The sequence below is a fragment of the Wenyingzhuangia fucanilytica genome, assembly GCF_001697185.1.
Classification (GTDB): Bacteria; Bacteroidota; Bacteroidia; order Flavobacteriales; family Flavobacteriaceae; genus Wenyingzhuangia; species Wenyingzhuangia fucanilytica.
Genome location: NZ_CP014224.1, coordinates 2,792,253 through 2,806,031, shown reverse-complemented (window position 1 = coordinate 2,806,031; position 13,779 = coordinate 2,792,253). Strand labels below are relative to the sequence as shown.

The window sequence follows — 13,779 nt, the reverse complement described above, 5'->3', positions numbered from 1 at the left end:
AGATGAAAGCTAAAATCATTTAAAATGAGACACGGAAAGAAATTTAACCACTTAGGTAGACAAACTGCACACAGAAATGCAATGTTAGCAAACATGGCTTGTTCTTTAATAGAGCACAAGCGTATTAACACTACTGTTGCTAAAGCAAAAGCTTTACGTATGTATGTTGAGCCTATCATTACAAAATCTAAAGAAGACACTACACATAATCGTAGAATTGTTTTTTCTTATTTAAAAAACAAATATGCTGTTACTGAGTTATTCCAACAGATTGCTGTAAAGGTTGCTGATAGACCAGGAGGATATGTTCGTATCATCAAGTTAGGAAACCGTCAAGGAGATAATGCTTCTATGGCAATGGTTGAATTAGTTGATTACAACGAAATTTACAATCCAAACGGTGCTAAGAAGAAAAAGACTACTCGTAGATCTAAGAAAAAAGCTGATGCTCCACAAGTTGAAGCAGCTGCAGAATCAACAGAAACTACTGAAGAGTAAGAAATGATTTACTTCTAGTAAAATATATAAAGGATAAACTATTTAATAGTTTATCCTTTTTTTATATTTGCAAAAATATTTTTACAAACATTCTTTGTTGAAAGCTAAGGTGAAACACCTCCACCCAACAACAAAAACAACTTTTATGAAGTACAAAGAATTAAAGAAAGCAATTTTATTATTAGAAGATGGAACTATCTTTGAAGGAAAGTCTGTAGGTATTGAAGGTACTACAATTGGTGAAGTATGTTACAATACTGGAATGACTGGATACCAAGAAATTTTTACAGATCCATCTTATTTTGGTCAAATTATGGTAGCTACCAATGCTCATATTGGTAACTATGGAGTTAACGATGATGAAGTAGAGTCAGAAGGAATTAAAATTGCCGGTTTGGTATGTAGAAATTTTAGTTATGAATATTCAAGAGATCGTTCTAACGGTTCTTTAGATGAATATTTTAAAAAACACGGATTACTTTCTATTACTGACGTTGATACTAGAGCTGTAGTAAGCTATATTAGAAAACATGGAGCAATGAATGCTTTAATTTCTACAGAAGTAGATAATATTGATGCTTTAAAAGCCAAATTAGCTGAAGCACCAAGTATGAAAGGTTTGGATTTAGCTTCTGTAGTTTCTACAAAAGAGCCATATTTTTATGGTAATGAAAATGCTAAATACAAAGTATCTGCTTTAGATTTAGGGATTAAAACAAATATTTTAAGAAACTTAGCTAACAGAGATTGTTATATTAAAGTTTTCCCTAATACAGCTACTTTTGAGGAAATGGCTGCTTTTAATCCTGATGGATATTTCTTATCTAACGGACCTGGAGATCCAGAACCATTAAAGAGTGCACAAGAAGTTGCTAAAACTATTATCGATAAAAATTTAACTTTATTTGGTATTTGTTTAGGACATCAAATTATTGCATTATCACAAGGAATTTCTACTTATAAAATGCACAATGGACACAGAGGAATTAATCATCCTATTAAAAACTTAATTACTGGTAAAGGTGAAATTACTTCTCAAAACCATGGATTTAATGTTAGTAGAGAAGATGTAGAAGCTTCTAACAATGTAGAAGTTACTCATGTACATTTAAATGATAATACAGTAGCTGGAATTGCTATTAAGGATAAAAAGGTATTCTCGGTACAATATCACCCAGAAGCTAATCCTGGACCGCATGATGCTGCTTATTTATTTGATCAGTTTATTGAAAACATGAAATAAAATAAATCATAAAAACAAAAAAGCCATTTCGAAAGAAATGGCTTTTTTGTTTTATTAATCTAATAACGAAGGGTCGATATAAACATTATAGTCTTTTAATTCTTCTAAATGTTCTTTATAGTTAAATGCAGCTTTACTAAAAGCTTGTCTTCTTAATTTATTTGTTTCTAATCTACTTTTAGATCTTATAAAACGTCTTACATCCTCAGAATTTCTAAGTTTTAGTTTAGGAACAGTAACATTTTCACCAGTTGTAGTTTTTGCAACCATTACAAAATACGAAGAGTTACAGTGCTTTTTTACTCCTGTTTGTATATTTTCTGAAATAACTCTAATTCCAACGGTCATAGAAGTCTTTCCAACATAATTCACTCTTGCTTTTAAGGTTAAGAACTCACCAACTTCAACCGGATTTAAAAAGTTAACTGTGTTTACCGATGCTGTAACACAATAAGCACCAGAATATTTTGAAGCACAAGCAAATGCTATTTGATCCATTAAGTTTAAAATATAACCTCCGTGAATTTTACCACTAAAATTAGAATTCATTGGTTTCATTAATTCAGTGATTTCAACAGCTGAGTCTTGGGGGCTTTTGATAAGTGTATCCATTGCTAATACTTTTTAAATAAAAAACAAATATACGTATTTTTTAAGTATATATACGTAGTTTTTTGTTTTAAAATTATGCTAATTAAATTGTAGTTTAGTTACAAAGATATGTTTTACATTTATGAGACTCACAAAATTTAAATATTATATCACTAATGGTGTAATTGATGTATTACCAAAATCATTTTTTACTTATAAAAAGGAGCTTTGTGATGATAAAGTTCAGAAAAGGATAGATTATTATAATAAATTAAAAAGTAATTATAAACTATCAAAACCCCATCAATTGGCTAGGTACAAAAGACCTAAAAGACATTCGGCTTATTATTTTGATATGATGAGTGTGTTAAGATATTTTAATGGAAATAATATGTTTTCTTATGAGTTTGGAGATATCACAGAAGTGCCATCAGAACCCTCTATAGTTAAAAGTAGACCTATTCATGTAGACAATGCACATGCTATTCTTTTAAAGTTAGATAAGTTAAGACATTTTAAGTTTGTAAAAGATGATATCCCTTTTTTAGAAAAAAAGAATGAATTAATAGGGAGGTGTAAGGTATCTCCAACGCAAGTACATCGGGTTAGATTTTATGAAAAGTACTTTCATCATCCAATGTGTAATTTGGGAACTATAAACTCAGATAGAGTTAATTTGGAATGGAATACAAAGAAAATTTCTATCAAAGAACATTTAAAATACAAGTTTATTTTATCCTTAGAAGGATTTGATGTAGCTACTAATTTAAAATGGATTATGTCATCAAATTCCATAGCGGTAAGTCCTAAACTAAAATATGAAACCTGGTTTATGGAAGGAACTTTAATTCCAGATGTTCATTTTATTTGCATTAAAGATGATTATTCGGACTTAGAAGAAAAATTGAATTACTATATAGAAAATCCTAATGAGGCATTGGCTATTATTAAAAATGCAAACAATTATGTGCAACAGTTTTTTTGTAAGAAAACAGAGAAAAAAGTTGCTTTAGGGGTTCTTGAAAAGTATTTTGAACTACAAAAAAGTTGATAAAATAAAATAATTTTTGATTGAGTTATTTGATAGTTTAGTTAGATAATTAAGTTGTAGTTTTGGTTTTATGATGTTTAATAAGTTACAGTATTATATAAAAAACATGTTTTTAGATTTAATGCCTAGTGCGTTCTTTTCTAAAAACAAGAAAAAGAGTTCTTTAAACATTAAAGAACGAATTGATTATTATAATCAATTAAGTGAGACTTATAATTTAGGTAAACCTCATAAGTTAAGTAAACCTTATTTTCTTACAGATACTGTTAGTATTGCAGAGTTTAAAAGACCCAAAAAACTTAAAACTTATTATTTTGATTTGATGGAAACTCTTCGTTTTTTTCCAGAAACAGATCAGTTTTGTTATGAGTTTGGAGATATTACAGAAGTGCCTTATCAGCCAACCTTTGTAAAAAGTAGGCCGATAGAAGGTGATAATACCAACGCTGTTCTTTTAAAACTAAATAAAATAAGACACTTTAAGTTTGTAAAAGACAACAGAAGGTTTTTAGATAAAAAAGATATGTTGATTGGTAGATCTAGATTTTACCATTATCACCATAATAAAGTTGATTTTTATAATAAGTATTTCAATCACCCTATGTGTGATTTAGGAGCTGTAAATTCTCCAGAAGTGTCTGCAGAATGGAGTACTCCCAAACTATCTATTAAAGAGCATTTAAAATATAAGTTTGTTTTGTCTTTAGAAGGGAATGATGTTGCTACTAATTTAAAGTGGATTATGTCATCAAATTCCATAGCGGTTAGTCCTAAACTAAAATATGAAACTTGGTTTATGGAAGGAACTTTAATTCCAGATGTTCACTTTATTTGTATCAAAGATGATTATTCTGATTTAGAGGAAAAACTACAATACTATATTGAACATCCAGACAAAGCTTTAAAGATTATTGAAAATGCAAATAAACATGTAAAGCAGTTTAATAACTTAAAAAAAGAAAGAGCAGTAGCTTTTGGGGTAGTAGATAAGTATTTTACATTACAAGAAAGGTAAATTAATCAAACTTTTTAGCTTCTTCCCAGTAGACATCCATTTCTTCTAAACTAAGATCGGTAAGTTTAATGCCTTTTTTCATGGTATTATCCTCTAGGTATTCAAAACGTTTTTTAAACTTAATATTGGTGCGTTCTAATGCGTTTTCTGGATTTATTCCTATAAGTCTAGCATAATTTACCATAGAAAATAAAACATCTCCAAATTCGGCTTCTATACGTTTTTTATCTCCTGTTAAGATTTCTTTGTTTAATTCTGATAATTCTTCTTGAACTTTTTCCCAAACTTGTTCTGGGTGTTCCCAGTCAAACCCCACAGCTGAAACTTTTTCTTGAATTCTATTGGCTTTTACCAAAGCAGGTAAAGAGTTTGGAACTCCTTGTAAAAGAGATTTGTTTCCTTTTTCTTTTAATTTTAGTTCTTCCCAATTTTTTTTCACTTCTTCATCATCTTCTACTTTTACATCACTATAAATATGAGGATGTCTGTGAATCAACTTTTCTGAAATAGCCGTAGCCACATCACCTATATCAAAACTATTGGTTTCACTTCCTATTTTAGCATAAAAAACAATGTGTAAAAGTAAATCACCCAATTCTTTTTTAATTTCATTTAAATCATTAGAAAGAATGGCATCGGCAAGTTCGTAAGTTTCTTCAATGGTTAAATGTCTAAGAGATTCTAGTGTTTGTTTTTTATCCCAAGGGCACTGTTCTCTTAATTCATCCATGATGGTTAATAAACGATCTATAGCTGCTAATTGTTCTTTTCTTGAATTCATGTTTCTTAAAGATTGTGTGGTTTGTCAAAGGTAGAAAGTAGATGGTATATTTAAAGGCTTAAACAAAAAAAGCTGTTAACATAAAAGTTAACAGCTTTAAGATGAAAACAAACAAGTGTTTGTTATGCTTCGTTTTGAGCCTCTTCTAATTTTTTTAAGTCTTCTTTAATACTTTCAAAATCAAAATTAGCGTTTACTAAAATGTTGTACCATTGTACTACTTTTTTGATGTTTGAAACGTATACACGCTCTTCATCATACTCAGGTAATACTTCGCTAAATAAAGCTGTTAATTCGTTATTAGGAGCCTTGTGGCTTAAACCTTCTTTTCCTTCGAATTTTTCGTGAATAGCTAAAAATACTTGACCTAAAGGAACTTCAGTTTCATATGTATAAATTCCTATATCACTTAAAACACTTACATTTTGAGTGTTTTTTACAGGAGATTTTTTCCCATCTAACAAACTAGTAGTAATAAAACCACCTTTGGTTTGTCCTAAAATTTCATATAATCCTGGTTTTCCAGCAATTGCAATTACTTTTGTTAAACTCATTTTAATTATTTTTTAGTTATCGTCTTTTTGCACCGTAATAGCGCATTCTATAATCTGCTCCAATTTTTCCTTTGGAAATGTTTTCTAATTTCTTTTTAAGTAATCTCTTTTTTAAAGAAGATACTTTGTCTGTAAACAGAACCCCTTCAATATGATCGTATTCGTGTTGAAAAACTCTTGCAGCTAATCCGCTAAAAGTAGCTTTGTGAGTTTCAAAGTTCTCATCTTGATAAGTAACGTGAATAATATCGTTTCTCCAAATTTCTTCTCTTATTTCAGGAATACTTAAACAACCTTCTTCAAATGCCCATTCATCACCTTCTTCAGATTCTATTTTAGCGTTGATAAAAACTTTTCTAAAGTTTTTTAAAACTTCTTTTTCACCTTCTTCTAAATCTTCATCCTCAGCAAAAGGAGTAGCATCAATCACAAATAAACGGATAGATTTTCCTATTTGCGGAGCTGCTAAACCAACCCCATTTGCATTTTCCATGGTTTCCCACATGTTTGCAATTAAGGTGGATAATTCTGAATAGTCCTTATCTATTTCTTTACCTACTTTTCTTAAGACTGGGTCTCCATAGGCTACAATGGGTAATATCATAATAGTGCGCTAAAATTCGGTGCAAAAGTACAAAGAATAGCTTTATACTTTGGTATAAGTGAAATAAAAAAGCCAAAGTGATGTAGAACTTTGGCTTTGTAGTGTTGTTTTAAAGTCTGTAGATGCTAAAGGAGTTCAGAATAAACAGACAAATGAATAAAATTATTCTAACTATATTTTTCTAAATACCATTGGATGGTTTTAATAATTCCCGATTCAAAATTTTCATCGGCTTTCCAACCTAATTCTGTTTCAATTTTAGTAGCATCAATAGCATAACGTCTATCGTGACCAGCTCTGTCTTCTACATAATTGATTAAGTTTTTATAACTATTTTCTTTAGGTTTTAGTTGATCTAAAATTTCACAAATTTTGTTTGCGATGTAATTGTTGTTTCTTTCATTACGCCCTCCAATATTGTATACTTCACCAGATTTTCCTTGGTGATAAGCCAAATCTATTCCTTTACAATGATCTAAAACATATAACCAATCACGAATGTTTTTTCCATCACCATAAATAGGAATTTGTTCTCCGTTAATAGCTTTTCTAATAACGGTTGGAATTAATTTTTCATCGTGTTGTTGGGGTCCGTAATTGTTAGAACAATTGGTAATAACAGTATTCATTCCATAGGTATGATGATAGCTTCTTACCAACATATCACTACTAGCTTTTGAAGCACTATATGGTGAGTTTGGAGCATATGGAGTGGTTTCTGTAAACAAACCAGTTTCTCCTAAAGTACCGTAAACTTCATCGGTAGAAACGTGTAAAAACCTACAATTTTCAAAGCCTTGTTTATAAGTAAAAGGTTTTTGCATCCAATATTTGTAGGCAACATCAAGCAAAGTAAAAGTTCCGTTTACATTGGTTTCTATAAATACTCCAGGATTAGTTATAGAATTGTCTACATGTGACTCTGCAGCAAAGTGGATTACTCCTTGAATGTTATATTCTGAAAAAATATTTTCTATTAGTTTTCTATCACAAATATCTCCTTTGATAAAAGTATGTCTAGCATGATTTTCAACTTCAGTTAAATTTTCTAAAGTTCCAGCATAGGTTAATTTATCTAAACTGATTAGGTGATAATCAGTATAGTTTTTAATAAAATGATAGATGAAGTTAGAACCGATGAACCCTGCAGTTCCTGTAACCAATATATGTTTCATTTTTATTTTTTATTGTTAGTGTTCAAGTGGAGTTGAGAACTGATTCTTTAATTTACGAATCACATCTCGACTTTACTAGATGACCAATTTCTACTAATGAGAATTTGCTCGATAATTGTAATTTTATAACTTTTTTAAACAATTTGCTAGTGATGTTTTCCAATGTGGAATTTCAATATCAAAAGTGTTTTTAATTTTAGATTTATTCATTACACTATACTGTGGTCTTTCTGCAGCAGTAGGGTAATCTTTGGTTTCTATAGGCAACACTTTACAATTTGTGTTGGTTTGATGAAAAATTTCATAAGCAAAGTCGTACCAAGAACAAACCCCTTCGTTTGAGTAATGATAAACTTCAACTTGGTCATTATTTATTTTAGGAATGATTTCTAAAATAGTTTTAGCCAAATCATAAGCATAAGTAGGACTCCCTACTTGATCTGCTATAATGGTTAGCTGTTCTCTAGTTTCGGACAACTTTAGCATGGTTTTTACAAAGTTGTTTCCGTAAGTAGAATACACCCAAGAAGTTCTAATAATAATAGAATGTTTTGGATTGATGTTTATCATAGCCTCTTCTCCTAACAACTTTGTTTTTCCATAAACATTTATAGGATCGGTTAAATCATTTTCTTTAAAAGGAACGTGATTTTTTCCGTTAAAGACATAATCTGTAGAAGTATGAATTAATTTTATATTTAATTCTTTTGCAACTGTACTAAGATTAACTGTAGCTATGTGGTTTACAGCGTTACAAAGTTCTGTTTGTTCTTCAGCCTTGTCTACTGCCGTATAAGCAGCGCAGTTGATAATAGTTTTAATTTGATGAGTAGTACAAAAATCACGGACTTTTTCTATGTTGGTAATATCTAAATCACTTACATCTGTAAAAAAGAAATGTGAGGTTTTATAATCTTTTGCAAGATTTTGGATTTCTGAACCCAATTGACCATTTGCACCCGTAACTAGTATATTATTCATAGTAATTGATGTTATAATCAAATAATTCTACTTCATTTAATAAAGGGTTTTTTAAATCTTTTTCGGATAAGATATAATCGTTTTTATCTAATTTCCAATCAATATTTAAAGTTGGGTCATCAAAAGCAATACCTACTTCACTTTCAAAATGATAAGGAGCATCTACTTTATAACTAAAAATAGCTGTATCACTTAATACTATAAATCCGTGAGCAAATCCTTTAGGAACTAATAATTGTTTTTTGTTGTCTGCCGATAATTCTACCGCAACGTGTTTTCCAAATGTTGGAGAACCTTTTCTACAGTCTACTGCAACATCAATAACACAACCTTGAATAACTCTAACTAATTTTGTTTGAGAGTATTTTCCTAATTGATAATGTAATCCTCTTAAAACTCCTTTACTAGAACTAGATTCATTGTCTTGACAAAAATTAATTTTATATCCTAAAAATTCGGTTAAAGAATTTTCTTTATATGCTTCTATAAAATATCCTCGGTTGTCTCCAAATATTTTAGGTTCACAAATAATAACATCAGGAATTTCGGTGCGTGTATATTTCATCTATTTTGTTGCTTTTCTAATTAAATATTGACCATATTCATTCTTCTTCATTTCTCGCCCCAAAGCTAATAATTGCTTTTTGTCTATATAGCCTTTTTCGTAAGCAATTTCTTCTATACAGGCTATTTTTAAACCTTGCCTTTTTTCAATAGTATGAATAAAGTTAGAAGCTTCTAGCATAGATTCGTGTGTTCCTGTGTCTAACCAAGCATAACCACGCCCCATTACTTGTACATTTAGTTCTTGTTTTTTTAAATAGGCTTGATTTACACTGGTAATTTCTAACTCACCTCTTTCGCTTGGTACTACGGCTTCAGCAACTTCTATTACATTGTTTGGATAAAAATACAACCCAGAAACTGCATAATTGCTTTTTGGTTTTTTGGGTTTTTCTTCTATACTTAAAGCTGTTTTGTTTTCATCAAATTCAACAACACCATAACGTTCGGCATCATTTACATAATAACCAAAAATAGTGGCTTTGTTTTCGTCTTTAGCACTTTCAATAGCACTAGAAAGTAGTTTGATAAACCCTTGTCCGTAAAAAATATTATCACCTAAAATAAGAGCAACATCATCGGTTCCTATAAATTCTTTTCCAATAATAAAAGCTTGAGCCAATCCTTCTGGTTTTGGTTGTACTTCGTAAGAAAGTTGAATTCCGATTTGAGTACCATCTCCTAAAAGATTGACAAATCTTTCTTGATCTTCGGGAGTGGTAATAATAAGAATCTCTTTAATTCCAGCTAACATTAATACCGAAAGAGGGTAATAAATCATAGGCTTATCATAAATAGCCAATAATTGTTTTGATGTTGCTTTGGTTAGTGGATACAGTCTAGTTCCCGATCCTCCTGCTAGGATAATTCCTTTCATTATTGTGTTTTTATAAAGTTTAAATAAGTGTTTTGTTGATGTTTAAAATTCCACTTATCACTTGTGTATTCTTTTTTAGGTTCTTTTATTGAATTAAATATCTGATTTTTAGATTTAATATCGTAAAAGTTTGATGTTTCTTTAAATTCATCTATAGACGAAAAACTTTGTTCTAGCAACATTGTTTTTTTAAAAGCATATGCCCAATTATAAGTTCCTGTAATTTTATTTTTAATGTATTTATTAAAAAAAGGATTGTTAGGGTGAATTAAAGGTAAAATAAAATCGGCATTTTCTATGTATTGATTAAACACATCATTTTGAATATAAGATTCAAAAAGTATAAAATTAGATGATACTCCAAGCTTATGAACTTTATCTTTAAATTGAATTCCTTCAGGAGTGTTGATGTTTCCTAAAATGATAAACTTAATATTTTGTGGGATATTAAGTTGTAATAAAAATTGATAATCTCTTCTATAAGACTCTACTTTTCCGGGAATTACTATCCAAGTTTCATTTTGAAGTTTTATAATCTTTTCTAAAATATTTTCTTTTTTAAAAAAGATAGTGTAAATGCTTTTTATAGGCGTTTTTGTGAGTTTTTCTTTTGTGATGTTTTGTTTAACAAAATCACTCAACACAAAATATCCTTTTAGTTTAAAGCTAATATATTTTTGTTTTAAACTTTTTTTTAGCCTGTTAGGATTGTGTAAAATCCCCCAAAAAGAAATTTGTTTATTAAATAAAAATAATAGTAAAAACTTGTAAATTTTTCTTTCGGCTGAGTTAAATACTACTTTGTTTATTTTTTCTTTGATTAGATAATTTTTTACAATTTGATTTGTTTTTTTGTTGTCTAAATCAAGAGTAATAAGCGTTATGTTAGGGATGTTTGTTAAGTCTTCGGGACTTTTTTTGTTTAGAAAGACCGTAATTTGATAGTGATCTTGTAAAAATAATATTTGGCTATACAAACACTCAGCATGAGATTGATCAAATTCAATGAGCGCAATTTTAGGTAAACTTTGGAAATGCTTATTCATCATCAAAAAAGAAAAGTTATAGTGTATCTAAGTAGCCTTGTAAAATAATAGTGGCACTAATTTTATCAACCAAACCTTTGTTCTGTCTTTTTTTCTTTCCAATTCCACTCGCAATCATGGTATCAAAAGCCATTTTTGATGTAAAACGTTCATCAAATCTTACAATGGGAATATGATAAGTGCTATCCAATTTTTTAATAAATTCTTTAATATGCACTTCGCTCTCGCTTTCTAAACCGTTCATTTGTTTAGGTTCTCCAACTACAAATACTTCAACGGTATTTTGTTTTAAGTACTGATTTAAGTAACTAAAAATATCTTTAGTAGCAATGGTATCTAAGCCAAAAGCCATCATTTTTAAATCATCGGTTTCGGCTAATCCAGTTCTTACAGTTCCGTAATCAAAAGCTAATATTTTAGACATTTTAGTTGCTTGTGTTTGTTGATGTGTAAAAATAAGTAAATTTGTTTGAGAGCTATGTTTTATTGATAGATTCTTATCAATAAGTTCATTTTAAATAAGAAAAGATTCTATATATTGCTAAACTATAAATGGTTTGTAGCCAAACATTTGTTATAACAAGCATTATTAAAATAAAAAGATAAATGAAGTTAGGTTTTGATGCCAAAAGAGTATTCCATAATACCACTGGTTTAGGAAATTATAGTAGAGATACTTTAAGAATTTTGGCTGCTCAATTTCCCAATCACAAATACTTTTTATACAATCCAAAACCAGGAAGGGTAAGCAGGTTAACTATTACCACGAACATGGTTTTATGTATGCCCAAAGCCAAAGTTTGGCAAAAGTTAAGTTCTTTGTGGAGGCAAAAAGCAATTGTAAAGGATTTGGTTACAGATAAAATTGAAATTTATCACGGATTGACTAATGAATTGCCCATTGGAATTGAGAAAACCAATATTAAATCTGTAGTAACTATTCACGATTTAATTTTTGTGAGATATCCAGAGTTGTACTCTTATATTGATGGTAAAATTCATTTTAAAAAGTTTAAAAGAGCAGCTCAAGTTGCTGATAAAATTATTGCTATTAGCGAACAAACCAAAGCAGATATTGTTGAGTTTTTAAAAGTAGATGCAGCTAAAATAGAGGTAATTTATCAAGGTTGTCATGCGGCTTTTAAAGAGGTGTATACTAATGATCAAAAACAACAAATAGTAGAAAAATACTCTTTGCCAAGTAAGTATTTGTTAAATGTTGGGACTATACAGGAGCGCAAAAATTTATTGACCATTGTAAAAGCAATTAAAAATACTTCACATCATTTGGTGGTTGTAGGAAAAGAAACAGCTTATACAGAAAAAGTAAAAGCCTTTATTAAAGCTAACCAAATGGAAGATAGAATACATTTTTTGCAAGGAGTAGCTATGGATGAGTTGGCCATGATTTATCAAATGGCAAGTATTTTTATTTATCCTAGTATTTTTGAAGGTTTTGGTATACCTATTGTGGAAGCATTGTATTCAAAAACTCCAGTAATATCATCAAAAGGAAGTTGTTTTTCCGAAGCAGGTGGGCCAGATTCAATTTATATAGAGCCCCACAATGATATGGCTTTAAAACAGGCTATTTTGGATATTGAAGAAAGTGAAATACTACAAAATAAAATGATTTCAAACGGGTTGGAATATGTACAAAGGTTTAATGATGATGTTATAGGAGAACAAATCTTAAAACTTTATAAAAGTTTATAAAATGAAGAAAAAAATATGCTTTTTTAACTCTGTAAAATCTTGGGGGGGAGGCGAAAAATGGCATTTAGAAATGGCGTTGTATCTAAAAGATAAAGGGTACCAAGTTGTTTTATATTGTCAAAAAAACGGAGCTTTACATAAAAAAGCAGAAAATTCAGGTTTAGAATTAAGATTGATAGATATAGAAAATTTAAGTTTTTTAAACCCTTTTAAAATTTATAAGCTTGTCCAATTATTTAAAAAGGATACTCCAGATATTTTAATATTAAATGCCTCAAAAGATATTAAAACAGGTGCGGTTGCTGCTAAGTTAGCTGAAATAGAAAAAATAGTATATAGGAGAGGAAGTGCTATTCCAATTAAAAATACTAGTCTAAATAGATTCTATTTTAAAAAGGTGTTAACCCATATGTTGGCCAATTCTCAAGAAACCAAAAGAACAGTTAATCAAAATAACGCAACACTTTTTCCTAAAGAAAAAATTGAGGTTATATACAATGGTATTCATTTAGAGAATTATCACCCAATTAAAAATAAAAGTAAGGGAGAAACGTTTGTTATAGGGAACTTAGGAAGATTAGAATACCAAAAAAACCAAACAGCATTGCTAGATATGGCTGTGATGTTAAAATCTAAAAATCTAAATTTTAAGCTAATTATAGGAGGTGAAGGTAGGTTGCTTAATAGCTTAAAAAACAAAGCAAAAGAATTAGATGTAGAAGATGTTGTGGTTTTTCAAGGTTATGTAGAGGATGTAAATACCTTTATGTCGCAGTTAGATGTTTTTGTATTAACTTCACATTGGGAAGGTTTTGGATATGTAATTGCAGAAGCATCATACCATTACAAACCAGTTCTAGCTTTTAATGTTAGTAGTAATCCAGAGATTATAGACAACAATGTTACGGGGTTTTTAATCGAAAAAGATAACTTGGTAGATTTGGTTGATAAGATTTTGTTGCTAAATTCTAATGAAGAAATGAGTTTAGATATGGGAGTGAAAGGACATGATTTTGTAAATCAACATTTTGATGCAGAAATTAATAACAAAAAAGTTGAAACGTATTTAGAGTCTATATAAAA

At 29.6% G+C, this 13,779-nt stretch carries 16 protein-coding genes; 6 read left to right on the top strand and 10 right to left on the bottom strand.

The window, feature by feature from the left end; translation table 11 throughout:
- Nucleotides 1-24: 24 nt before the first annotated feature.
- Both rplQ and carA read left to right on the top strand, forming a co-directional pair.
- Complete coding sequence (gene rplQ, locus AXE80_RS11385; protein WP_068827412.1) at nt 25-498, top strand: 50S ribosomal protein L17; 474 nt, start codon at nt 25-27, stop codon at nt 496-498.
- Nucleotides 499-643: 145 nt separating this feature from the next.
- Nucleotides 644-1,741 carry a glutamine-hydrolyzing carbamoyl-phosphate synthase small subunit gene (gene carA / locus AXE80_RS11380; RefSeq protein WP_068828889.1) on the top strand — a complete coding sequence of 366 codons (1,098 nt, stop codon included), beginning with the start codon at nt 644-646 and terminating at the stop codon, nt 1,739-1,741.
- 54 nt (nt 1,742-1,795) lie between these two features.
- Here carA and AXE80_RS11375 read toward each other — a convergent pair whose 3' ends face one another.
- Nucleotides 1,796-2,353 carry an acyl-CoA thioesterase gene (locus AXE80_RS11375; RefSeq protein WP_068827410.1) on the bottom strand — a complete coding sequence of 186 codons (558 nt, stop codon included), beginning with the start codon at nt 2,351-2,353 and terminating at the stop codon, nt 1,796-1,798.
- Nucleotides 2,354-2,474: 121 nt separating this feature from the next.
- On the opposite strand from AXE80_RS11375, the gene AXE80_RS11370 reads away from it, so the two are divergent.
- Nucleotides 2,475-3,383 (top strand): glycosyl transferase family 90, encoded by a 909-nt coding sequence (locus AXE80_RS11370; RefSeq protein ID WP_068827408.1) that lies wholly within the window; start codon nt 2,475-2,477, stop codon nt 3,381-3,383.
- Between the two features lie 106 nt (nt 3,384-3,489).
- Nucleotides 3,490-4,398: a glycosyl transferase family 90 gene (locus AXE80_RS11365; protein WP_206208126.1), complete on the top strand. Its 909-nt coding sequence runs from the start codon at nt 3,490-3,492 to the stop codon at nt 4,396-4,398.
- Between the two features lies 1 nt (nt 4,399).
- Here the strand turns inward: AXE80_RS11365 and mazG are convergent, their stop codons facing one another.
- From mazG to ruvX, 9 genes are all read right to left on the bottom strand, one after another.
- Nucleotides 4,400-5,179, bottom strand: a complete 780-nt coding sequence (mazG, locus tag AXE80_RS11360; protein ID WP_068827404.1) for a nucleoside triphosphate pyrophosphohydrolase — start codon at nt 5,177-5,179, stop codon at nt 4,400-4,402.
- A gap of 122 nt (nt 5,180-5,301) precedes the next feature.
- Nucleotides 5,302-5,733, bottom strand: a complete 432-nt coding sequence (locus AXE80_RS11355) for a DUF5606 family protein (RefSeq protein ID WP_068827402.1) — start codon at nt 5,731-5,733, stop codon at nt 5,302-5,304.
- 16 nt (nt 5,734-5,749) lie between these two features.
- A complete protein-coding gene (def, locus tag AXE80_RS11350) occupies nt 5,750-6,337 on the bottom strand; it encodes a peptide deformylase (RefSeq protein ID WP_068827400.1) in 588 nt (195 codons plus the stop codon).
- Nucleotides 6,338-6,504: 167 nt separating this feature from the next.
- Nucleotides 6,505-7,512, bottom strand: coding sequence for a dTDP-glucose 4,6-dehydratase (gene rfbB / locus AXE80_RS11345; RefSeq protein WP_068827397.1), 1,008 nt, complete (start codon nt 7,510-7,512; stop codon nt 6,505-6,507).
- A gap of 123 nt (nt 7,513-7,635) precedes the next feature.
- On the bottom strand, nt 7,636-8,493 hold the full coding sequence (gene rfbD / locus AXE80_RS11340) for a dTDP-4-dehydrorhamnose reductase (protein WP_068827395.1): 858 nt from the start codon (nt 8,491-8,493) through the stop codon (nt 7,636-7,638).
- Nucleotides 8,486-9,058 carry a dTDP-4-dehydrorhamnose 3,5-epimerase gene (rfbC, locus tag AXE80_RS11335; protein WP_068827393.1) on the bottom strand — a complete coding sequence of 191 codons (573 nt, stop codon included), beginning with the start codon at nt 9,056-9,058 and terminating at the stop codon, nt 8,486-8,488. Before rfbC ends, rfbD begins: the two co-directional genes overlap by 8 nt.
- Nucleotides 9,059-9,934 (bottom strand): glucose-1-phosphate thymidylyltransferase RfbA, encoded by an 876-nt coding sequence (gene rfbA, locus AXE80_RS11330; RefSeq protein ID WP_068827390.1) that lies wholly within the window; start codon nt 9,932-9,934, stop codon nt 9,059-9,061.
- A complete protein-coding gene (locus AXE80_RS11325) occupies nt 9,934-10,983 on the bottom strand; it encodes a hypothetical protein (RefSeq protein ID WP_157359398.1) in 1,050 nt (349 codons plus the stop codon). The genes rfbA and AXE80_RS11325 overlap by 1 nt, the downstream gene beginning before the upstream one ends.
- Before the next feature lie 13 nt (nt 10,984-10,996).
- Nucleotides 10,997-11,404, bottom strand: a complete 408-nt coding sequence (ruvX, locus tag AXE80_RS11320) for a Holliday junction resolvase RuvX (protein ID WP_068827385.1) — start codon at nt 11,402-11,404, stop codon at nt 10,997-10,999.
- Nucleotides 11,405-11,586: 182 nt separating this feature from the next.
- Between ruvX and AXE80_RS11315 the strand changes: the two genes are divergently transcribed.
- Both AXE80_RS11315 and AXE80_RS11310 read left to right on the top strand, forming a co-directional pair.
- Nucleotides 11,587-12,696 carry a glycosyltransferase family 4 protein gene (locus AXE80_RS11315; RefSeq protein WP_068827383.1) on the top strand — a complete coding sequence of 370 codons (1,110 nt, stop codon included), beginning with the start codon at nt 11,587-11,589 and terminating at the stop codon, nt 12,694-12,696.
- Nucleotide 12,697: 1 nt separating this feature from the next.
- Complete coding sequence (locus tag AXE80_RS11310) at nt 12,698-13,777, top strand: glycosyltransferase (RefSeq protein WP_068827381.1); 1,080 nt, start codon at nt 12,698-12,700, stop codon at nt 13,775-13,777.
- Nucleotides 13,778-13,779: the final 2 nt, after the last annotated feature.